The sequence below is a fragment of the Microbacterium sp. CSI-V genome, assembly GCF_001984105.1.
Taxonomy (GTDB): domain Bacteria; phylum Actinomycetota; class Actinomycetes; order Actinomycetales; family Microbacteriaceae; genus Microbacterium.
The window spans coordinates 1,105,299-1,127,533 of sequence record NZ_MTQM01000009.1; the positions used below are offsets into that span (position 1 = coordinate 1,105,299).

Below are 22,235 nucleotides of genomic sequence, written 5' to 3' on the forward strand. Positions count from 1 at the left end.
GGGCACATGAACCCCCCGGAGACCACTCGATACGACGTCGTCATCGTCGGCGGCGGGCACAACGCCCTTGTCGCCGCGGCCTACCTCGCCCGCGCGGGCCGCTCGGTGGTGGTCCTCGAGCGACAGGATGCCGTCGGCGGCGCCGCCGTGTCGGAACGCCCGTGGCCCGGCGTCGACGCACGCCTCTCCCGCTACTCGTATCTCGTCAGCCTGCTGCCGCGGAAGATCATCGACGATCTGGGCCTGCGCATCCAGCTGAAGCGCCGCAGGTACTCCTCCTACACACCCGATCCCACCGACCCGAGTCGTGGCATCCTGATCGACACGCAAGATACCGAAGCGACCGCGGCGTCCTTCGCCCGGACGCTCGGCGATCCCGGCGAGGCCGAGCGCTTCGCGGCGTTCGGCGACCGGCTCGCGCCGCTCGGGCGCGCGGTGTTCCCGACGATGACCGAGCCGCTGCCCACGGCCGACGAGATGCGGGCGCGCCTCGGCGACGACGAGCTGTGGGAGGCGCTCACGCAACGCCCCCTGGGCGACCTGCTGCGGGCATCGTTCGAGAGCGACCTGGCGCGCGGGATCGCCCTGACCGACGGACTCATCGGGACGTTCGCGTCGTCCGACGACACGTCGCTCGCGCAGAACCGGTGCTTTCTGTACCACGTCATCGGCGGAGAGACCGGGCACTGGGACGTCCCCGTGGGCGGCATGGGCGCGGTGACGGCCGAGCTCGAACGCGCGGCCCGCGAGGCGGGTGCCGAGATCCGCACGGGCGTCGAGGTGATCGCCGTGTCACCGTCGGGCGAGGTGCACGCGGTCACCGACCGGTCCGAGGCGTTCGTCGGCGAGGTCGTGCTGAGCGGCGTGGGCCGCGCGGTGCTCGCGCGCCTCCTCACGGCGGGCGGCGCACCGACGACGGCCCCTCAGCCCGAGGGCGCGCAGATCAAGGTCAACATGCTCCTGTCGCGGCTGCCCCGGCTCAAGGGCACGTCCGTCTCGCCCGAAGCCGCGTTCGCCGGAACGTTCCACGTCAACGAGACGATGACCCAACTGGATGCCGCCTACGTCGCCGCCTCCGCCGGACTCGTGCCCTCGCCGCTCCCGGCCGAGATCTACTGCCACTCGCTCACCGACCCGACGATCCTCGGCGACGACCTGCGGGCGAGCGGGGCGCAGACCCTGACGCTCTTCGGGCTCCAGGTTCCGCACCGACTCATCGAGGAGGAAGACCCCGTCGCCGCCGGCGCGCGACTGCTCGCCGCCGCGCAGCAGTCGCTGGACTCGGTGCTCGCCGAACCGCTCCGGGACTGCATCATGAAGGCCCCCGACGGGCGCCTCTGCATCGAGGCGCGCACGACGACCGATCTCGAGCGCTCGCTCGGGATGATCGGCGGCGACATCTTCCACGGCGGGCTGTCCTGGCCGTGGCTCGACGGCGACGGGGGTAGTGCCGGTACTGCGGGTGGCGGCGGGAGTGCGGGTGGTAGCGGGGCTGCGGGTGGTAGCGGGGCTGCGGGTGGCGGCGGGGCTGCGGGTGGTAGCGGGGCTGCGGGTGGCGGCGGGGATCAGCTCGGCGCCGCGGAACGGTGGGGCGTCGACACCGAGCACCGTCGCGTCTTGATCTGCGGTTCATCGGCACGACGCGGTGGTGCCGTGAGCGGCATCGGAGGGCAGAACGCGGCCATGGCGGCGCTGGAGATCCTGGGTCGGGGATAGGGGGCCGGAGCGTCTCGCTCCGCGGGGGGCCGGAGCGTATAGCGTCGCGAGGCGGAGAGCGCGCGGCCTGTCGCGCCGAGGCCTCGCACGTGCGGGTGATGTCGCGTTCTGCAAGGGGTGAGATCCCGTGCTTCACTCGAACATTTGTTCTATCTTTGACTCATGCCCCCGATCCCCCTCCGCGAGACCTCGTCAGCCGACGATGACCGGTTGCGCGTGCTCGTCGCGGCGATCCGCGAAGAGTCGATCCGGGCGGCCGGTGTCCATGCATCGCTCGTCAGGCTCCGGGCGGAGGCGCTCCAGATCGCGCTCGACGAGATCGCGCGGTCCCGCTCGCGAACCACGCGGGAAAGAGAGATGCCGGTCCGCTCGCTCGCGCTCGAGATCGCCGTCGCAACGCAGAGCCACGACCTCACGGTGCAGAGAGAGCTGTCCGACGCCCACACCCTCACCGAGAAGTTCGCCGCCACGGTGGATGCGCTCGAGGAAGGGCGCATCGGCGTCCGGCACGCGCAGGCCATCCTCGAGACGGGCATCGTGCTCGACGACGATGCAACGCGCGCCGGGTGGGAGCAGGTCGTTCTCGCAAGGGCGGAGCGCGACTCCCCCGGCCGCGTGCGGGCGTTCGGACGCGAGCTCGCCGAGAGCGTTCACCCGGTCGGCATGACCGTGAGACACGCGCGCGCCGCCGTGACGCGCGGCGTGAGCGTCCGCGATCTCGCCGACGGCATGGCCGAACTGAGCGTGATCCTCCCCGCGACGGTGGCGTACGGCATCCGCGATCGGCTGAAACGGCAGGCCGCGGCGATCCGCGCGGCGGCGGTCGAGGCGGAAGGAGACGGGACGGCGGCGGCCGAGGCTCCGACACCTCGGGTTCATGCACCCGAGGCACCGGCACCTCGGATCCAGGCGCCGGAGGCGGCGGAAGGCCGGATGCGGACGCACGAGACGTCGGCAGGGGCGATCGGCCCGACCCGGAACGCCGGGCCGTCCGACACCCGCACCCTGGCGCAGATCGGCGCGGACGTCTGCGCCGATCTGCTGCTCACCGCGACCCCCGCGGTCGACCCGACCGACGACAGCGTCTGCCCGGGCGGGCTGGGAGCGATCCGCGGACACGTTCAGGTGACGGTGCCGGTGCTGACCCTCCTCGGGTGCACCGACGCCGGCGCGAGCATCGACGGACTCACGCCGATCGACCCCGACACCGCACGGCGGTTGGCCGCGCAGGCTCCGGGGTGGGATCGCATCCTGTGCGACCCGGTCACGGGGTCGGTGCTCGAGGTCGACCGGTATGCGCCGACGACGTCGCAACGACGATTCCTCGCTGCCCGCGATCGGCACTGCCGAGCACCCGGATGCCGCGCGCCCATCGTCCGCTGCCAGATCGACCACAATCACGAGGCCCACGAGGGCGGTCCCACGCGCCTGGACAACCTGTGCCACCTCTGCGTGCGACATCACACGCTGAAGACCGAGACCGAATGGACCGTGACGCAGGAAAGCGATGGCACGCTGAGGTTCCGCAGCCCGCTCGGCCAGGAGCATCGCGAGAGGGTCCCATCCCGGGTGGTCTTCGTGCCGGATGCTGATCCCCCGCCGTTCTGACCCGTGCGGGGCACAGCTCCGACCTCGCTCCGGCCCAGCCCCGCCGTTCTGACCCCAGTCGCTCACGGCTTCGGTCTGGCTCCGACCCAGCCCCACCGTTCTGACCCCCTGTCGCTCATGTTCCGGCCTGGCTCCGACTCAGCGTTGCCGTTCTGGCTCTGCCCCAGTCGCTCACGGCTTCGGCGTAGCCCCGGCCCGGCCCCACCGTTCTGACTCTGTCCCTGTCCCCTTCCCGTGATTCCGTTTCCCCGGTTCCGTTCCCGTGGTCATCTCCCGAGAAGGTCTGGACCGCGCGGTGGACCAGGCCGAGCCGGCCTGCCGCTCCCGACGTTCCCCTCCCGGGCTCAGCTCTCCGCTCTTCCGTTCCTGGCTGCCCCGTTCCCCGCAGCCCGTTCCCGCGGTTCCGATCTCCGCGTCGCTCCGCGTGGCCCTCTTTCCGCCCCACCCCGGTCGCCCTACCCCGCGAGCAGACCGAAGCTCAGGTACGGCCGGTGTGTCGCAACACGTCCGCCACGACGGCGAGACCACGCGCCAGTTGCGGGGTCGCCGGTTCGGCGTATCCGAGCACGATGCCCGAGGGAAGATCTGCGGAGGCGCCCGGGACGCCGTACTCCGACAGCCCCGAGACGAGCACACCCCGACCGGCGGCCGCAGCGACGACCTTCTCCTCGCGTTCCCGCTCCCGCGCCGTCTCCGACGCCCGCGCCGCCCCCGGCTCCCGCGCCCCCTCCGGCTCCGACGCCCGCGCCGACCCCTGCGCCGGCTCCCGCGCCGGCTCCGACCCCGGCATGCGCGCGGCCGCCCGCGTCGAGGTCGCTGAACCACCCGAACCATGCGCGCCGGACCCGCCGAACAGCACGACGGCGTGGAGACCGCCGTTCATCGCCGCCAGCTCCACGCCCTCGACCGACTGCAACGCCTCCAACACGAGGCGACGGCGGTGGCGGTAGTCCCGGCGTCGACGGGCGGTGTGCCGCGCGAGGGATCCCTCCGCGAGATACAACGCCAGCGCGTGCTGGAGGACACTGGAGACGGGCAGATCCAGGTCGGCGCGGGCCGCGCTCAGGCGGTCGCGGACGGCCCCCGCGGCGACGATCCACCCGCACCGCAGCGCCGGGCTGAGCAGTTTCGACACGGTACCCACCAGGGCCACCCCGTGAGAATCGAGGAGCCGCAGCGGCGGCAGCGGCGCCCGACCGTGCGGGAACTCGCTGTCGTAGTCATCCTCGATCACCACCGTCCCGGTCCGACGCGCCCAGGCGATCAGACGGGCTCGCGCCGTGGCATCCATCCGGCTGCCGAGCGGGTAGTGGTGGTGGGGCGTCGCGACGACGGCGTCCAGATCGCCATGCCGTTCCACGACATCCAGGTCGAGACCGCCCTCGACGGTCACCGGAAGCGGAACCGCCTCGACGCCGACGCGGGCGAGGATCGTCCGCACCCGCGGATACCCGGGGTTCTCGACCCCGAACCGCCCCGGCCGCCGCCGCGGAAGCGCCAACGCCGCCAGCAGCAGGGCGTCGCTGGTGCCGGCTGTGACGATCACGTCGGCCGGGTCGACCGCCAACCCCCGCGTGCGGCCGAGGTGTCGGGCGATCTCCGCGCGTAGCGCGGGCAATCCGTTCTCGTCGTCGACGTCCGCTTCCGGGTCGCGCGCGCTCGCACGCCGCCAGGCGGATCGCCACGCCGCATCGGCGAGGCCGCGCGTACCGGGCCGCCCGGGACGCAGATCGATCGCGACCGCGCCCGGCGAGCGGGGCGCGACCGGCGCACTCGCGGGCACCGCGGGGCCGAGCGGCAGCGCCGCGACCGTCGTCCGCCCGCCCGGCTGAGCCACGAGATACCCCTCCCCGGCGAGGGTCTCGTACGCCGCGACGACGGTCCCACGGGCGACGCCCAGGTCGTCGGCCAGGGCCCGCGTCGACGGCAGCGCCTCCCCCGGCACCCACCGGCCGTCGACGATCGCCCCCCGCAGTCCGTGCGTGAGCTGGACGTGCAACGGGACGGACGAGGAACGATCCAGGATGCCGGACGAGATCATCGCCCCAGCCTGCACTGGTCCATGCGAAAATGCGAGAACCGGCCTAGGCAGTGGACCGCTTGAGCGACTGAGATCGACGTATGACCGACCTCCCCCTCACTCCGCTCACGCGGGTGCGCCGCCTGCCGCAGTATCAGACGACCGACCGGGCGGCGCTGTACGAGATCCTCGACGGATCCCTCGCGGCCACCCTCGCGATCGTGCGCGACAACCGTCCGGTCGCCCTCCCCGTGGGCATCGGCCGCGACGGCAACGACGTGCTGATCCACGGGTCCACGGGGAGCGACTTCTTCCGCCGGATCGCCGCGGGGGCGCCCGTGTGCCTCACCGTGACCCACCTCCTGGGGCTGAAGTACGCCCGCTCGCTGTTCGACAGCTCGATGCGGTACCGGTGCGCGGTCGTGCACGGGGTGGCATCCGTCGTCCCCGCCGAGGAGAAGGAGGACGCGCTGCTGGCACTGTCGGAGCACCTCATGCCGGGGCGCGCCGCCGAGGTCCGGCCCATGACCGCGCGCGAGCTCGCGGCGACGCTCGTGCTGCGCCTGCCCCTGGCCGAGGCCAGCGTGAAGGACAACGCCGACTCGGCGGTCGAGGAGGACGACGACGGCGAGGACCGCGCGGTCTGGGCGGGCGAACTTCCGCTGCGCACGGTCGCCGGCGACCCGGTCACGTCACCGCAGACGGAGGCGGGGACACCGGTCCCCGCCTCCGTCCGGCGGAGTCAGCTGGTCGCGAGCGGCGGCACGGTGTGACGCCGGGGCGTCCCGAAGCGGTGCGCGGTGATCGACACGGCCTGCTCCCGAAGGAACGGCAGCAGCTCCACTTCTCCGGCTCGCGTCGGTTCTCCCGCGTACAGCGCCACGGCGGGCGATCCGGCCGTGTCCTCGGCGAAACGCTCCGCCGAGCCGCCGAGCAGCCGCACCCGACCCCCGGTGCGCACGAGCCGTGCCGCGCGCCGCCCCCACGCCGTGGCGTCCTCGATCTCGTACGCGACGCCCGCCCCCTCGAGCCACGCCCGCACCGCGGCGGTCAGCTCACGACCGGCGCTGACCGTGACCGCGGAGCCGGCCCGCACGCCGGCTGCGACGACGCGCACCAGGGCGACGTCGGCGGCATCCTCGAGCCGCACCGTGACCGGCACCGTGCCGTAGCGCAGGACGTTCTGCTCGGACTCCAGGCCCGTGACGTCCCGCGCCACGGAGAACTCCGACGCCCACGCGGCCGCATCGCAGGCCAGAGCGGATGCCAGCCACTCACGGTCCTCCGCGGGCACCGCCGCCGAGGCGGCACCCGCGAGGGCGTCCGCGCCTCGCGGCGCGCGGGACTCGGCATCCGTCCACGACCCGAACCCGAACAGGTAGTGCGGACCGCCGGCCTTGGTCCCGGCGCCCACCGCGGACTTCTTCCACCCGCCGAACGGCTGGCGCTGCACGATGGCGCCCGTGGTGCCGCGGTTGGCGTAGACGTTGCCGGCCTCGATACGCGAGAGCCACCGCTGGATCTCGGCCTCGTCGAGAGCGTGGAGTCCCGAGGTCAGGCCGTACTCGATGGCGTTGACGATCTCGATGGCCTCGTCGAGGGTCTCGGCCGTCATGATGCCCAGCACCGGACCGAAGTACTCGGTGCGATGGAACTCGCTCCCCGGCTGCACTCCCTCCCGGATGCCGGGGCGCCACAGGCGCCCGTCCTCGTCGAGGCGGCGCGGTTCGACGAGCCAGCGCTGCCCGGGCTCGAGGGCCGTGAGGGCCCGGAGCAACTTGCCCTGCGCGGGCTCGATGAGCGGTCCGACGCGCGCGGCGTCGTCCCACGGCATCCCGACCTCGAGGGAGGTGACGGCGTCGACGAGCTGGTCGCGGAAGCGACGCGACGTCGCAACAGACCCGACGAGCACGACGAGGGATGCCGCGGAGCACTTCTGACCGGCGTGCCCGAACGCCGACAGGGCCACGTCCTTCGCGGCGAGGTCGAGGTCGGCGCTCGGTGTCACGATGACCGCGTTCTTGCCGCTCGTCTCGGCCAGCAGCGGCAGGTCGGGACGGAAGGAGCGGAACAGCTCCGCGGTCTCGTACGCCCCCGTGAGCACGACGCGCTCCACGGCCGGGTGCGTGAGCAGCTGTCGGCCGAGGTCGTTCTCGGACACCTGCACGAGCGTCAGGACGTCGCGCGGCACACCGGCCTCCCACAGCGCCTCCACCATCACCGCGCCGGAGCGCTCGGCGAGCGCCGCGGGCTTGATGACCACGGCCGACCCGGCGGCGAGCGCGGCGAGGGTCGACCCGGCGGGAATCGCGACGGGGAAGTTCCACGGGGGCGTGACGACGGTGAGCGCCACGGGCGTGAACCGGGCACCGTCGACGTGGTCGAGGTGCCGCGCCTGCTCGGCGTAGTAGTGGGCGAAGTCGATGGCCTCCGACACCTCGGGGTCGCTCTGCTCGACGACCTTGCCGCACTCGGCGCCCATCACCTCGATGAGGTCGGCTCGGCGCGCTTCGAGCACGTCGCCCGCACGGTGCAGGATCTCGGCACGCGCGTCGGCCCCGAGGTCGCGCCACGCGACGACGGCGGCCGCCGCCGCGCGGATCCGCTCGTCGAGCACGGACTCCTCGGTCACCGTGTGCGCGGCGATGGTGTCGATGCCGAGCCGGGACGACGGCATGCGCGACACGATCCCCTCGGCCCACGCGCGGTTCGCGGCGATCGCGGGATCCGAGTCGGGGGTGTTGCGGAACCCGTCCCGCGGCGCCGGCGCGGGCACGGCCGTGCGGTCCTGCACCCTGTGCGACGCGGGAACACCCACGGGCATGTAAGCCAGCGACGCGAGGAAGCGGTCGCGTTCGCGGGCGAACAGCGCCTCGTGCGTGCCGAGGTCGAACACGGCCGACATGAAGTTCTCGCTCGACGCCCCCTCCTCGAGCCGCCGGATCAGGTACGCGATCGCGACGTCGAACTCCTGCGGGTGCACCACCGGCGTGTAGAGGAGGATCGAGCCGACGGTGCGACGCACGACCGCCTGCTGCGCGGTCGCCATGCCGAGCAGCATCTCCACGTCGATGCCGCCGGTGACCCCGCGACGCTCGGCCAGCAGCCAGGCCAGCGCCACGTCGAAGAGGTTGTGCCCGGCGACGCCGATCCGCACGTGCGCGGTGTGCTCGGGGCGCAGGGCGTAATCGAGCACCGCCTTGTAGGAGGCATCCGTCGCCTGCTTGGACGGCCAGGTCGCGAGCGGCCAGTCGTGCACGTCGGCGTCGACGCGCTCCATCGGCAGGTTCGCGCCCTTGACGACGCGGACCTTGATCGGCGCACCCCCGGATGCCACCCGCGCGGCGGCCCATTCCTGCAGGCGGATCATCGCGGCCAGGGCGTCCGGCAGGTACGCCTGCAGAACGATCCCCGCCTCGACGCCGTGGAACTCGGGCTCGCCGAGCAGCGTCTCGAAGACGGCGAGGGTCAGGTCGAGGTCCTTGAACTCCTCCATGTCGAGGTTGAGGAAGGTGCCGGTCTCCTTCGCCACGCGGTAGAGCGGGCGCAGCGCCGTCACCGCGTCGGCGACGGCGGCGTCGAACGCCCACGGCGTGTGCGGGGCGACCGTCGAGGAGACCTTGATCGAGACGTAGTCGACGTCGTCCCGGGCGAGCAGGCGGCGGGTGCCCTCCAGCCGCCGCGCGGCCTCCTTCTTCCCGAGGATTGCCTCGCCCAGCAGGTTCACGTTGAGCCGGATGCCCTCGCCACGGCCCCGGATCGCGGCGATGGCGTCGCCGAGACGGCGGTCGCTCGCGTCCACGATGAGGTGGCGCACCATCGACCGCAGCGCCGTCCGCGCCGCGGGGACCACGACCCGCGGCAGCATCGGTGCGGTCAGCGCACCGAGGCGGATCGCGGCCTTGAGGTGCAGCGGAAGGAACGACGGCACCAGCGGCGCGAGCCCCGCGAGGTTGGCCGCCGCGACACGGAGGTCCTCGGGCCGCACGACCCCGTCGACGAAGCCCACGGTGAAGGCGAGACCGTTCGGGTCGCGCAGCACGCCGGCCAACCGCGTGGCCGCCGCGTCGACCGGTTCGGAGCGACTCTCGGCCAGCCAGCGGCGGACGAGGGCGACGGCGTCGTCGGCCAGGTCGGCCGGGGCGATCTCCGCCGGGGTGACATCGGTGAGCGACATGGGGATCCTTCCTTGGATGCCCTCAGTGTGCGACCGTTCACGATTCGGGAAAAGCGATGATTTACGAACGATATTCTTCGATCAGAGCGAAAGGATGCCATGTTCGATCTGCGCCGCCTCCGGCTGCTGCACGAGCTCTCGATGCGGGGCACGCTCTCCGCCGTCGCCGATGCCCTGTCGTTCAGCCCCTCCACGATCTCGCAACAGCTCGCCCAGCTCGAACGCGAGGCGGGTGTCCCGCTCCTCGAACCCGACGGTCGGCGCGTCCGCCTCACCGCGCAGGGCGAGGCCCTCGCCGCGCACGCGGCCCGCATGCTCGCCGCCGACGAGGCCGCGCGCGCCGAACTCGAGCTGCTCCAGCCCTCGCTCGCCCCCGTCCGCCTGGCCGTGATGCAGTCCGCCGCGCACGGACTGGTCCCCCGAGCCCTGGACGTCCTGGCCGAGGCCGAGCCCCGCCTGCGGGTCGAGATCGCCGAACTCGCCCCCGAGGAGGGACTGTTCGAAGTCGCCGCCCGCGGGTTCGATCTGGCCGTGGCGGAGCAGTACCCCGGCCACACGCGGGAGCAGCGCGCCCTTCTGGAACGTCGGACGCTGGGGCGGGATGCCATCCGCCTCGCCGTCGCGCACGGCGATCCGGCCACCTCGCTCGCCGACCTGCGCGACCGGGCGTGGGTGATGGAACCGGAGGGGACCGCCGCCCGTCAGTGGGCGACGCAGCAGTGCCGGGCCGCCGGTTTTGAACCCGACGTCCGGTTCGCGCTCGCCGACCTCACCGCACACGTGCGGCTCGTGGCATCCGGGCACGCGGTGGGGATGATCCCCGCGCTCGTCTTCGGCGGGGACGAGCCCGTCACGCGATCGATCGATCTTCCCGAGCGACCGCGGCGCGAGATCTTCACCGCCGTGCGCCGTGGAACGGCGGATCGCCCCGGCATCCGCGCGGTGCGCGCCGCCTTGGAGGACGCGTTCGCCCGCGTCCCCGGGATCAGCGCGGGGCGAGGACCGACCGGGTGATCCGACCGAGCATCTCCGCGAAGGCCGTCGACTGGGCGACCGGCTCCCCGTCGACGGCGGCGTCGAGATCGCGGGCGAAGCGGTCGAGCTGCGACCAGGGCAGGGCGTCGAGGTCGACCTCGAGGTGGATGTGGTTGACCCGCCGATCTTCGGTGTCGAGCTCACGGCGCAAGAGTCCGCGCTCGACGAGGCGGTCGACGAGTGTCGTGACCCCCGCCGAGGTGACCCCGAGGTGGTCGCGCAGTTCGGAGGGGCGGATGCCGGGCCGCTCGCGGATCCGCAGCAGGGCACGCACCTCGGTGTCGCTGAGCCTCAGTTCGGCGCGCGTGGCCGCCTCGGCGGAGCGCCGCGCCTCGACGTAGTCGTCGAGGGCCGTGGACAGTGCGGGGCGCAGGGACATGGCATCCACCCTAGCCAGACCTGGTTAAACCTGTGAGTATTTCATTTAGTTATTTAACTCGGTTAAATAGTGCTACGGTCGCGACATGGCCCGCCTCTACTACGGCACCGACCTCTCGCCGGTGACCTTCCCCGACCGTCTCATGGCCTACGTCAAGGTGATCACCTCCACCAAGCTCCGTCGCAACGAGTCCTTCACCCTCACCTGGACCGGCGACCCCGAGAATCCCGGACGCTCCGCCATCTGGCTGCATCCGTCCATCCCGATGCGCTTCGTGTTCGACTCCGCCGATGCCGAGCAGCTCGCCGGCGACTACCTCCGCGCACTGGCCGACCAGGCGAACGCCTCCGCCGGGCTCGTCATCGACCTGCGGACGTGGCAGGACGACGAGAGTTCCCTCCCGCGGACTCCCGCTCAACACGTCGCCCCCCGCCGCCCGGCGAGGCCGGTGCGCGCGGCCTGAACTGGTAGCACACGACCCATCTCGCCGCACGACCCGCGATAATGGCTCGAGCGCATTCCCGCGCCCGAGACGGAGTGTGCTGTGCCCGTACGTGATCTGCTCGACATCCAGCTGCTCGGGCAGTGGCTCGAAGAGTTCCGCGGCCTGGGGTATCTGACCGGCAGCGACATGCGGGTCCTCGAGCAGGAGGACGACACCGAGGTGACCCGGGGACTCATCGTCGTCGACCTCACCGAAGCCGCCACCATCACCTACCTCCAGCCCATCGCCGGGAGCGACGGCCGGTGGAAGGCGACGATGGAGGCCCGCGACACGACGATCGAGCTCACCGCCGTGGGGATCGTGAACCTCGGGAACGAGCTCAACGTGCTCGGCGCGCTGGTCTCGTTCCTCGAGACGAAGTCGCGGGCGCTGCTCGCCGCCTGCTGAGCATCCGTCGACGTCCCGTCACCCGGCGTGGCGGCGACGGTAGGCGGCCGGCGCCTCGCCCGTGTGATCGCGGAATCGCGCGTAGAACTGGCTGAGCGAGCCGAACCCCGCGGATGCCGCGATGTCAGGGATCGCGTCATCCGTCGTCAAGAGCAGCTCGCGCGCCCGCGCGATCCGGCACTGCGCGAGATACTCGCCGATCGTGACGCCCAGCGCGTGACGGAACACCGTCATCGCGTGGTTCGGGTGCACGTGCACGTGCGCGGCGACCGCGGCGACGGTGACGTCCTCGGCGGCATGCCGGGCGATCCAGGCCGCCATGTCGGCCACGTCGGCCCGGAGGCCTCCCCCGACCTTCTCGACCGGCCCCTCCGCGGCCGTCGCGAACGCCGCGCGCAGCACGAAGGCCTGCACCTCCGTCACCGCAGCGCGGTGCAGCGGGTGCGTCGGGTCGAGTTCGGCGCTCCAGGACCCGGCCCGCTCGGCCAGGGCCAACGGGCCCACGGCCTCCGGCGCGACCGCGACGTCGCCGGCGAACATGCGCGTCAAGAACTCCCCCGGGAGACGCCACCCCCGCGCCTGCGCGAGCGGCACCGTCAGCCACGCCAGTTCGCTCCCCCCGGAATCGCGCACGAGCTGGTGCGGCCGCGCCGCCCAGAACACCGCGAGCGCCCCGGCCGGGATGACCACCTGCCGCCCGTCCACGAGGTACTCCAGCTCCACCGGGGCGCAGTTGAACTCCAGATCGTCGTGCGTGTGGGCCACCGACATCCGGGGGACGGCCCCGCGCCAGCACGCGAGGTCGAACGACGAGATCGTGGCATCCATGATCCGAGTATCCCGGAAGAACATCCGTGCGAGCGCGAGGAAATCGCCTTTCGTCCGGCCGTACCGTGAGGTCATGAGCACCCTCACTTCGACGCCGACGTCGGTGTCCACCGCCCCGTACCACCTGACCCCCGAGCAGATCGCGCACTTCGACGCGCACGGCTACGTCGTCCTGCCCGGCCGCATCCCCGCCGATCTGCTGGCCCGCCTGCAGGACGCCGCCGACGAGTGGATCGCCACCGGACGCGCACTCGGTCCCGACAGCCCGGACGGCCCCGACTACCAGTGGGCCACCCGCGGCGGCGCCCGGCGCATGTTCCGCGTCGACTACCTCCACGGCAAGGGCTCGGCCGCCTCGCTCGAACTCCTCGGATCGCCCGCGGTCCTCGGAATCGCCGAGAGCCTCGCCGGCCCCGACCTCGTCCCCACCTACGAGTCCCTCGTCTTCAAGGACACCGGCGACGGCGCCGCGATCGACTGGCACCAGGATGCCGTGCACCCCCGCACGCACCGCATCTTCAACGTCGACGTCTACCTCGACGCCTCCAAGGCCGGCGAGGGCGCCCTTCGCGTCGCCCCCGGCTCGCACCTCGCGCCCGTGGACGTGTGCCAGCTGCAGGACGAGTACGGCTGGGACGCGCCCGGTGTGGTGCAGGTCGAGCTCGAGCCCGGCGACGTGCTCGTCCACGACGTGATGGTGGTGCACGGATCCGAAGCCGTGACCGGAAACCGGCTCCGCCGCACGATCTACTACGAATTCCGCGCGGCCGAGCAGATCCAGGCCGAGGGACCGTGGGATGCCGAGTGGGTCGACCGCCGCATGCGCCTGCTGCCGCTCGGGCTCGAGGCGCACGCCCGTCGCTTCCCCGCGCAGGAGCAGTTCCGGTGGAACGCCTCCCCGCAGCTGCGGCCCGAGATGTCCGGCGACGCGGACGCGGAGCTGCGGATCGCGCATCTCGTCCACTCCCCCGGCTCGTACTGCAGCGCCGGGAGCGTGCCCTTCACACCCGACGAGGACTGAACCAGAGACGGGAAAGCCCCGCCCCTTTCGGGGGCGGGGCTTCTCCCTGTCCGCTCAGTCGGCCGTGACGTGGATCAGCAGTGCCTCCCCGGGCGCCAGCAGCGGCGCGGCGAGCACGCCCTCGGCGAGCACCGAACCCGGCAACACGGTGCCACCGGCCACGAGCCAGGCGGGGTCGGCATCCTGGATCGTGCGTACCGGCGCACCGACGTCGAGCACCCGCACGCGATACCGACGCTGCGGATCGAGGCCCGGCAGCACGATCGGCGAGGGCAACGCCGCGTCGAACCGGTCGAGCGCGACGTAGGCGAACAGCCCCTCGCCGCGATCGGGAGCGACGACACCGTGCTGGAGCAGCGCCGGGTCGGCGTCGTCGACCCGCACCGTCGTTCCGCCGTGCAGCAGCGCCCGATGGGTGCGGTACAGCGCCGTCCAGCCTGCGAGCGCCGCGAGCTGCGCGTCGTCGAGGCGCGAGATGTCGGACTCGATCCCCGCGTGGAGGAACAGCGCCGTCGTCATGCGGAAGGCGAGCGACGCCGTCCGCCCCGTCGTGTGCGCGCGCTCGTCGCCCACGTGCGAGCCGAGGAACTCCGGCGGGATCAGGATGCCGGTCCACCGCTGGATGCGCTGACGGGCGAGCGGATCGTTGGTGTCGCTCGTCCAGAACCGGTCGACGCGACGCAGGATGCCGAGGTCGATCCGGGCGCCGCCGGACGCGCACGACTCGATCTCCACGCCCGGGTGCGCCGCGCGCAGGGCGTCCAGGAGCCGGTAGAGCGCCCGCACCTGACCCCCGGTGTGCGGGACGAGCAGGTCGCGGTTGTGGTCCCACTTCAGCGCCGCGATCGGGTACTCGGTGAGCAGCGCGTCGAGGCGGTCGAAGATGTGCTGCCAGGCGTCGGGGTGCTCGAGGTCGAGCACGTGCTGGAACCGCCACGACACGGCATCCGCCGGTGTCAGCATCCACTCCGGGTGTGCACGAGCGAGGTCGGAGTCGGCGCTGACCATCTCGGGTTCGACCCACAGCCCGAATTCGAGACCGTCGCCGTTCACGCGGGAGATGAGCGGACCGAGACCGTCGGGCCACACCCGCTCGTCGACGGTCCAGTCGCCGAGCGCACGCCGGTCGTCGGTGCGGCCGTGGAACCATCCGTCGTCGAGGACCAGCCGCTCCGCGCCGACCCGCGCGGCCGCGTCGACGAGGGGCGTGAGACGTTCGAGGGACTGGTCGAAGTAGACCGCCTCCCACGTGTTGAGGGTCACGGGGCGCGGACCCCGCGGGGTCGCCCACGACCGCACCCACGGGTGCAGGCGGGAGGAGAGACCGTCGAGGCCGGCATCGGACCACGTCGCGACCACGGTCGGAGCCTGGTGGGTCTCGCCGGGGGCCAGGACGAGCCCGTCGAGACGTTCGCCGGCTCCGACGACCGACAGACCCATGTCGCCGCGCTCGAACCAGACGGAGCGGTCACCGCTCCACGCGACGTGGGTGGCCCACACCTCGCCGTGGCGGAACCCGAACCCGGGCGTGCCGACGGTGAACAGGAACGGGTCGTCGTGACCGCCGCGACCGTGTCGGGTGTCGCGGGCCCAGACGCCGTGGCCGGGCCGCGAGCGCTGCGGCTCGCGTTCCCCCGCCCACCGGCCGGTGAAATCGAGGATCTCGCGCGCGCGGGTGGGGACGGGCAGAAGAGCGGCGAGCGCGCGCACCTCGATGGCATCCGTCCCCGTGTTGGTGAGCTGCCGGTCGACGAGGAGCACGCCCCGGGGGGTGAGCGTATGCCGCAGTTGGATGCGCGCGTCGCCGAGCGCGATGGTCGTGACCAGCGCATCACCGTCGCGCACGGTGTCGACGTGGTCGAGCACCGGGCTGGGCGGGGAGATCTCGACGGCGGGACGCCCGGTCCATCCGTCGGTGAGCAGGGGGACGACGCCGACCCGGAACGGGCGGTCGATCGAACTCGGGGCGACCGCGGGGGCGGTCGCGTCGGCCAGGGCGGTGAGGGCGGCGGCGTCGAGGTCACCGAGGGCGCGCCCCCAGTGCACCACGACCGGTGCCGCCGTGCCGCGGGCGTCGAGGATGAAGTCGACGCCCGCGGCGCGGAGGTGATGGATCATGCGATGGAGGTTACTTCGCGACCGGGATGGACTGCGCCTCGAGGGTCGCGATCGTCTTGTCCTGAGCGGATGCCAGAGCCTCGGTGAGCGTGCCCGAGCCGGCGACGGCCGACTTGAAGCCGTCCGACACGTCGGCGTAGACCTGCGTCATCGTCGGACCCCACACGAAGTTCGGGTCGACCTCGCCGGACGCCTTGGCGAAGACGTCGTAGATCTTCTGGTCGCCGTAGAAGGGCACGCCGTCCTGCAGGGAGGGGAGCGTCAGCCCGTCCTTGGTCGCGGGGTAGATCGCCGCCGTCTTGTTCAGCGACGTCAGCGCCTCCTCCGACGTGTTCAGCCACAGCGCGAACTTCGCCGCCTCGTAGAGGTGCTTCGTCGACTTGAAGACCGCGATCGAGGAGCCGCCCCAGTTGCCGGCGGCCGACTGGCCCGACGCCCACTGGGGGCTCTCGGCGACCGCCCACTTGCCCGAGGTGTCGGGAGCACCGCTGGAGATGGAGTTGGCGCCCCAGACGGCGGAGTTCCACGACCACACCTGGCCGGTGTTGTAGGCGTTGTTCCACTCGTCGGTCCACGCGGGGTACGACGAGACGAGGTCGTCGTCGATCAGGCCCTGCCAGTAGTCGGCGACCTTCGTCGAGGCGTCGCTGGTGAGGTCGACCTTCCAGGCGTCGCCGTCGTTGGAGAACCACTGACCGCCCGCCTGCCACACGAAACCGGCGAACTGGTTGATGTCGCTCTGCGAGAAGTTGGTGATGTAGCCGCCGAGCGCACGGATCTTCACGGCCGCCTCGCGGTACTCGTCCCACGTCGTGGGGATCGCGATGCCGTTCTGCTCGAACAGGTCCTTGCGGTAGAACAGCGCCATGGGACCGGCATCCTGCGGCACGCCGTAGACCTCGTTCTCGGTGCCGAGCGTGACCTGCTTCCAGGTCCAGTCGACGAACTGGTCCTTGGCCGCGACGACGTCCTCGCACGCACCGAGGTTCGCCAGGCCGTCCTGCACGCGGAAGTTCGGCAGCGCGTCGTACTCGATCTGCCCGAGGTCGGGGGCGTTCCCCGCCTGGAGCTGGTTGAAGAAGTTCTGGTACGTGCCGGCGTTGCCCGAGGGGCCCGTCTGCACCTCGACCTTGATGTCGGGGTTCTGCTCGTTCCAGATCGCGACGGCATCCTCGATGCCGGGGATCCACGACGTGAACGTGAGCGTCACGTTCTCGCCGGCGGGGGCGCACGACGCCGCGTCGGTGCTGCCGGTGCTCGACGACGAGCATCCCGCCATGACCAGGGCGCCCGCGGCGAGCAGGGCGACGCTGACCGCTCTCTTCTTGTGCTGCATGATTCCTTCTCTCGGTTGGCCCGCCGGTCGTGCCGGTGGGAGGTGTGTCACTTCAGGGCTCCCGTACCGAGCCCGGTGCGCCAGTACCTCTGGAGCAACAGGAACGTCACGATGAGCGGGAGGATGGAGATGAGGGACCCGACCAGCACGTACGTGCGCAGCTCGGGGAACTGGTTGATGGTGGAGTTCCACGCGTAGAGGCCGTACGTGACGGGGAAGAGCTCTTCGCTGCGCAGCATGATCAGCGGCAGGAAGAAGTTGTTCCAGATCGAGACGAACTGGAAGAGGAACACCGTCACCAGCGCCGGGAACATCAGCCGGATCGACACCGTGAAGAACGTCCGCACCTCGCCCGCCCCGTCGAGGCGGCTGGCCTCGAGGAGTTCGTCGGGAACGGATGCCTCGGCGAACACGCGGGACAGGTAGACGCCGAACGGGCTCACGATGCTCGGCAGCAGCACGGCCCAGTACGTGTCGGTGAGCTGGACCTGGCTGAACAGCAGGAACAGCGGCAGTGCGAGGGCCGTCGCGGGCACGAGGACCCCGCCGAGCACGGTGTTGAAGATGGCCTCGCGGCCGGGGAAGCGGTACTTCGCCAGCGCGTAGCCGCACATCGCGGCGATCACCGTGGCGATCACGCCGCCGACACCGGCGTACAGCACGCTGTTGCCGAGCCACTTCAGGTACACCCCGTCGCGGTACGCGAAGAGCTGGCCGACGTTGTCGAAGAACCGGAAGTCGGCGAACCACAGCGCGTTGGTGCTGAACAGCTGTCCACGGTCCTTCGTGGAGGCCACGACCAGCCACCAGAGCGGGATGAGGAAGTACAGCGTGAAGATGCCCATCACGACCATCGCGGTCGTGCGCGACACGATGCTCTCGCGCGGGCCCGAGCCGGCGGGACGCCGCGCGGGGGCGCGACGGCCGGTCGTGAGCGTGCGGGTGTCGGTGGGGCGGGGGGCGATCGCGCTCATGACTGGGCTCCACGGCGGCTGAGACGGAGGAAGGTGAACGACAGCACGAACGTCGCCAGGGCGAGCACGACCGAGAACGCCGCCGCGAGCGAGACGTTGGGGATCGAGCTGGTCGCGTAGATCGTCATGTTGGGGGTGAAGGTGCTCGTCACCGCCGAGCTGAACGAGCGGAACGTCTGGGGCTCGGCGAGGAGCTGGAGCGTTCCGATGATCGAGAGGACACCGGTGAGCACGAGGGCCGGCCGGATGAGCGGGATCTTGATCGACCACGCGATGCGGGCCTGACCGGCGCCGTCGATGCGGGCCGCCTCGTAGATCTCCTGCGGGATCGCCAGGAGCGTCGAGTAGATGATGAGCATGTTGTAGCCGACGAACACCCAGGTCACGACGTTCGCGATGGACCACAGCACCAGGTCGGCCGACAGCAGATCGACATTCGAGGTGACGGCGGGGAACGGCGACAGGTTGGGCGAGTACAGGAAGCCCCACATGATCGCGGCGATCACGCCCGGCACGGCGTACGGCACGAAGAACGCCAGGCGGAAGAAGCGCTTGCCGCGCAGCAGCGGCGAGTCCAGCAGCAGGGCGAACAGCAGCGCGAGGCCGAGCATCACCGGCACCTGCACGACGCCGAACAGCAGCACGCGGCCGACCGAGGTCCAGAACGCGGTGTTCTGGAACACCAGCGCGTACTGCGCGAGTCCGCCGAACACCTCCCGGGCCTGACCGAACGTGCCCTCGCGCTCGACGACGAGCATCGACTTCCACACCGCGTAGCCGATGGGCACGAGGTAGAAGAGGACGAACAGCACCACGAAGGGGGCGATGAAGGCCACGATGGCCCTCTTGTGGGGGATGCGTCGACGCACCCGGGGCGTCGCTGCCCCTGCGGCGGGAGCGGTCATGAATGGTTCTCCTCTCGGACGACGCGCACGGCGCCGGATGGGACGCGCAGTCGGTCCTCGACCGCGAGGCCCGTGATGAGCTCGGTGCCGCGCACGTCGGCGACGAGTTCGGTGTCGCCGTGGTTGACGACGAAGACGTAGGACGCGTCCTCCCCGCGTCGACGGACGATCTCGAACGCGCCCGCGGCCTCGACCTCGGCCGGCGGTCGGACGCCCGCGGCGCGGGCGATCGCGCCGAGCCGGTCGGCGAGGGCCGAGGGCTCGAGCTGCGTGGCGAAGTACCACGCGCTCCCCCGCCCGTGGGCGTTGCGGGTGATCGCGGGCGACGCCGTCGCGGGACCGTCCGCGAACGTCGCGAGGGTCTCGGCCGTCGTCGCGCGCAGGCGTTCGCTCCACAGGTGCGAGCGCGTGCCGTCGTCGAGCGCGATCGCGACGCCGGGCGCGACGGGCGCGAACTCTTCGACGTGGATGCCGAGGGCCTCCCGCAGCGGACCCGTGTAGCCGCCCGCCCAGATGCGGTCGCTCTCGTCGACGATGCCCGAGTTGTAGGTGACGACCGCGGTCCCGCCCGCGGCGATCCAGTCGGTGAGCACCGCGGCCTCGTCGGCGCGCAGGAGGTGCAGGCCCGGGACCACCACGAAGCGGTACGCGGAGAGGTCGGCCCCCGGGCGCACGATGTCCACGGTGAGCCCCTGGGCGTGGAGTGCGGCGTACGTGGCGTGCACCTGTGTGAGGTACCCGACCGACTGGCTGGGGCGGCACTCGGTGTCGGTGGCCCACCACGCCTCCCACGAGAAGATCACAGCGGCATCCGCCACGACCCGCGACCCGGCGACCTCGCCGAGCCGGTCGACGATCCCGCCGAGTTCGACGACCTCGCGCCACACGGCGGAGTCGGTGCCGGCGTGGGGCAGCATCGCCGAGTGGAACTTCTCCGCTCCCTGGAGCGACGCGCGCCACTGGAAGAAGCAGACGCCGTCGGCGCCGCGCGCGACGTGTGTGAGGGAGTTCCGCAGCAGCTGACCGGGCTCCTTGGCGAGGTTCAGCGGCTGCCAGTTCACCGCGCCGGTGGAGTGCTCCATGAGGATCCACGGGGCCCCCTGCGCGAGGCCGCGGCTGAGGTCGGCGGCGAAGGCGAGCTCACTGAGCGGGTCGCCGAGACGGTGGTCGAGGTAGTGGTCGTTGGCGACGACGTCCATCTCGTCGGCCCACGACCAGTAGTCCATGTTCTCGATGTGGGCGGTGACCATGAAGTTCGTCGTCACGGGGCGGTCGCTGAGGCGACGGAGGACGTCGGCCTCGGCGCGGTACTGGGAGAAGACCGCGTCCGAGCTGAAGCGGTGGAAGTCCAGCAGCTGCCCGGGGTTGCGGGCCGACAGGGCGGCTCGCGGCGGGAGGATCTCCTCCCAGTCGTGATAGGTCTGGCTCCAGAACGCGGTGCCCCACGCCCGGTTCAGTTCGGCGACCGAGCCGTACCTCTCCCGCAGCCACACGCGGAAGGCGGCGGCGCTCTCGTCGCAGTAGCAGAGGGCGTTGTGGCATCCGAGTTCGTTCGAGACGTGCCAGAGGGCCACCGCCGGGTGCGCCCCGTACCGCGCGGCGACCGCTTCGACCAGGCGGAGGGATGCCGTGCGGAAGACGGGCGAGCTGGGGCACCAGGCCTGGCGTCCGCCCGGGTAGCGGCGGGTGCCGTCCTCGGTCATGGGCAGCACCTCGGGGTACGCGCGGCTGAGCCATGCCGGCGCCGAGGCGGTTCCGGTTCCGAGGTTGACCCGGATGCCGGCGGCGTGGAGCCGCTCGAGGATGTCGTCGAGCGCGGCGAAGTCGAAGGCGTCGGGACCGGGCTGCAGGTGCGACCAGCCGAAGATGTTGACGGCGACGAGGTCGACCCCGGCCTCCCGCATGAGGCGGATGTCCTCGTCCCACACCTCGGGCGACCACTGCTCGGGGTTGTAGTCGCACCCGAAGGCGATGCCCTCGTGGGTGAAGGGGGTCCGGCCGGTCATCCTGCTCCTCGTTCTGTGAACGTGCACAGTCTCGAGCGGATGCCTCTCCGTCGAGGTTCTGTGAACGTACACAGAGTGGCATTCGACGTTTTCTGCGTCAAGTGTTCGTTATCAATCTGTGCTCGTTCACACATCGGGCGGGTCGCCCCTAGGATCGGGAACGTGGAAACGGAGCGTCGACGTCGCGCCACCGTGAAGGACGTCGCCCTCGAAGCGGGCGTCTCGCGGGGCACGGTCAGCCGCGTGCTCAACGGCCAGCCGTACGTCTCGGAGGACGCGCGCGCCGCGATCGAGGCGGCCATCGCCCGCGTCGGGTTCGTCCCCAACCGCGCGGCGCGCAGCCTCGTGATGCAGAGCTCGCAGGCGATTGGTCTGATCGTGCACGAACCGCACTCGCTGTTCGTCGAGGACCCCAACATCGCCTCGATCCTGCTCGGCGCGAACAGCGCGCTCTCCGAGGCCGACTACCAGCTGTCGTGCCTCATCGCCGACACCCCGCGCGATGTGGACCGCCTCGCGCGCTACCTCAGCGGCGGCCTCATCGACGGCGTGATCATCGTGTCGGCGCGCGTGGGCGACCCCATCACGCGCGCGGTCGTCGAGCTGGGTCTCCCCGCCGCCTTCGTCGGCAACCCGCGCGACATCGGCGACGCCGCCCACGTCGCGATCGACAACCGCGGCTCCGCGCGCGAGATCACGAAACGCCTCGTCGGCACCGGTCGGCGTCGCGTCGGCATGGTCGCCGCCGCGCTCGACCGCGACTCCGGCGCCGACCGCCTCGCGGGGTTCGTCGACGCGCTGGGCGGCGACTTCGACCCCCAGCTCGTCGAGCGGGTGCCGTTCTACTCGTTCTCCGACGGCAAGGCCGGCATGAAGCGCCTGCTCGACCGGGTTCCCGACATCGACGGCGTCTTCGCCTCGAGCGACGCCGTCGCCGCCGGCGCGATCGAAGCCCTCCACGAGGCGGGTCGACGCATCCCCGACGACGTGGGGATCGTCGGCTTCGACGACAGCTCCTGGGCCCTGCGCTGCGATCCCCCGCTGTCGACCGTGCACCAACCCGCCGATCAGCTCGGCAGCGCCGCCGCCCGCGCCGTGCTCGCGCAGCTCGACGGCCAGACCTTCACGGCCCCGATCCTGCTGGAGAGCCCGATCGTCTGGCGCGAATCGGCCTGAGCGCGCGGAGCCGCCCCGAGGGTTCCCCGGGACGGCTCGGCGGC

17 protein-coding genes are annotated in these 22,235 nt (G+C 71.7%); 8 read left to right on the forward strand and 9 right to left on the reverse strand.

Annotated elements, in window-relative coordinates:
- The first annotated feature begins 6 nt into the window (after window positions 1-6).
- Window positions 7-1,716, forward strand: a complete 1,710-nt coding sequence (locus tag CSIV_RS16185) for a phytoene desaturase family protein (RefSeq protein ID WP_077052348.1) — start codon at window positions 7-9, stop codon at window positions 1,714-1,716.
- A gap of 162 nt (window positions 1,717-1,878) precedes the next feature.
- Window positions 1,879-3,324: an HNH endonuclease gene (locus CSIV_RS16190; RefSeq protein ID WP_077052349.1), complete on the forward strand. Its 1,446-nt coding sequence runs from the start codon at window positions 1,879-1,881 to the stop codon at window positions 3,322-3,324.
- A gap of 478 nt (window positions 3,325-3,802) precedes the next feature.
- Here the strand turns inward: CSIV_RS16190 and pdxR are convergent, their stop codons facing one another.
- On the reverse strand, window positions 3,803-5,365 hold the full coding sequence (gene pdxR / locus CSIV_RS17905) for a MocR-like pyridoxine biosynthesis transcription factor PdxR (RefSeq protein ID WP_083735181.1): 1,563 nt from the start codon (window positions 5,363-5,365) through the stop codon (window positions 3,803-3,805).
- A gap of 80 nt (window positions 5,366-5,445) precedes the next feature.
- Between pdxR and CSIV_RS16210 the strand changes: the two genes are divergently transcribed.
- The gene (locus CSIV_RS16210; RefSeq protein WP_077052350.1) at window positions 5,446-6,117 is read left to right on the forward strand and encodes a pyridoxamine 5'-phosphate oxidase family protein; all 672 of its coding nucleotides are present in this window, start codon (window positions 5,446-5,448) and stop codon (window positions 6,115-6,117) included.
- Here CSIV_RS16210 and CSIV_RS16215 read toward each other — a convergent pair.
- Window positions 6,087-9,521, reverse strand: a complete 3,435-nt coding sequence (locus CSIV_RS16215) for a bifunctional proline dehydrogenase/L-glutamate gamma-semialdehyde dehydrogenase (protein WP_077052351.1) — start codon at window positions 9,519-9,521, stop codon at window positions 6,087-6,089. The genes CSIV_RS16210 and CSIV_RS16215 overlap by 31 nt on opposite strands.
- Window positions 9,522-9,620: 99 nt before the next feature.
- Here CSIV_RS16215 and CSIV_RS16220 point away from each other — a divergent pair, with 99 nt between their 5' ends.
- Window positions 9,621-10,535: a LysR family transcriptional regulator gene (locus tag CSIV_RS16220; protein WP_077052352.1), complete on the forward strand. Its 915-nt coding sequence runs from the start codon at window positions 9,621-9,623 to the stop codon at window positions 10,533-10,535.
- Here the strand turns inward: CSIV_RS16220 and CSIV_RS16225 are convergent.
- Window positions 10,507-10,935: a MarR family winged helix-turn-helix transcriptional regulator gene (locus CSIV_RS16225; RefSeq protein ID WP_077052353.1), complete on the reverse strand. Its 429-nt coding sequence runs from the start codon at window positions 10,933-10,935 to the stop codon at window positions 10,507-10,509. The genes CSIV_RS16220 and CSIV_RS16225 overlap by 29 nt on opposite strands.
- Before the next feature lie 85 nt (window positions 10,936-11,020).
- Here CSIV_RS16225 and CSIV_RS16230 point away from each other — a divergent pair, with 85 nt between their 5' ends.
- Together CSIV_RS16230 and CSIV_RS16235 are read left to right on the forward strand one after the other, a co-directional pair.
- Entirely contained in the window at window positions 11,021-11,398 is a 378-nt protein-coding gene (locus CSIV_RS16230; RefSeq protein ID WP_077052354.1) for a DUF7882 family protein, read from the forward strand.
- An 81-nt stretch (window positions 11,399-11,479) separates the two neighbouring features.
- Window positions 11,480-11,827 carry a hypothetical protein gene (locus CSIV_RS16235; RefSeq protein ID WP_077052355.1) on the forward strand — a complete coding sequence of 116 codons (348 nt, stop codon included), beginning with the start codon at window positions 11,480-11,482 and terminating at the stop codon, window positions 11,825-11,827.
- 18 nt (window positions 11,828-11,845) lie between these two features.
- On the opposite strand, the gene CSIV_RS16240 is transcribed toward CSIV_RS16235, so the two are convergent.
- Window positions 11,846-12,730, reverse strand: coding sequence for a helix-turn-helix domain-containing protein (locus tag CSIV_RS16240; RefSeq protein WP_139340771.1), 885 nt, complete (start codon window positions 12,728-12,730; stop codon window positions 11,846-11,848).
- On the opposite strand from CSIV_RS16240, the gene CSIV_RS18510 reads away from it, so the two are divergent.
- Complete coding sequence (locus CSIV_RS18510) at window positions 12,729-13,676, forward strand: phytanoyl-CoA dioxygenase family protein (protein ID WP_077052357.1); 948 nt, start codon at window positions 12,729-12,731, stop codon at window positions 13,674-13,676. The genes CSIV_RS16240 and CSIV_RS18510 overlap by 2 nt on opposite strands.
- 54 nt (window positions 13,677-13,730) lie before the next feature.
- Here CSIV_RS18510 and CSIV_RS16250 read toward each other — a convergent pair whose 3' ends face one another.
- The 5 genes from CSIV_RS16250 to CSIV_RS16270 are packed head-to-tail and all read right to left on the reverse strand — an operon-like array spanning window position 13,731 to window position 21,015.
- Window positions 13,731-15,794: an alpha-galactosidase gene (locus CSIV_RS16250; RefSeq protein ID WP_077052358.1), complete on the reverse strand. Its 2,064-nt coding sequence runs from the start codon at window positions 15,792-15,794 to the stop codon at window positions 13,731-13,733.
- Between the two features lie 10 nt (window positions 15,795-15,804).
- The gene (locus CSIV_RS16255) at window positions 15,805-17,130 is read right to left on the reverse strand and encodes an ABC transporter substrate-binding protein (RefSeq protein WP_077052359.1); all 1,326 of its coding nucleotides are present in this window, start codon (window positions 17,128-17,130) and stop codon (window positions 15,805-15,807) included.
- Window positions 17,131-17,177: 47 nt separating this feature from the next.
- Complete coding sequence (locus CSIV_RS16260; RefSeq protein WP_083735184.1) at window positions 17,178-18,104, reverse strand: carbohydrate ABC transporter permease; 927 nt, start codon at window positions 18,102-18,104, stop codon at window positions 17,178-17,180.
- The gene (locus CSIV_RS16265) at window positions 18,101-19,009 is read right to left on the reverse strand and encodes a carbohydrate ABC transporter permease (protein ID WP_077052360.1); all 909 of its coding nucleotides are present in this window, start codon (window positions 19,007-19,009) and stop codon (window positions 18,101-18,103) included. The genes CSIV_RS16260 and CSIV_RS16265 overlap by 4 nt, the downstream gene beginning before the upstream one ends.
- Entirely contained in the window at window positions 19,006-21,015 is a 2,010-nt protein-coding gene (locus CSIV_RS16270; RefSeq protein WP_077052361.1) for a beta-galactosidase, read from the reverse strand. The genes CSIV_RS16265 and CSIV_RS16270 overlap by 4 nt, the downstream gene beginning before the upstream one ends.
- 162 nt (window positions 21,016-21,177) lie before the next feature.
- Here CSIV_RS16270 and CSIV_RS16275 point away from each other — a divergent pair, with 162 nt between their 5' ends.
- On the forward strand, window positions 21,178-22,191 hold the full coding sequence (locus CSIV_RS16275) for a LacI family DNA-binding transcriptional regulator (RefSeq protein ID WP_238592394.1): 1,014 nt from the start codon (window positions 21,178-21,180) through the stop codon (window positions 22,189-22,191).
- Window positions 22,192-22,235: the final 44 nt, after the last annotated feature.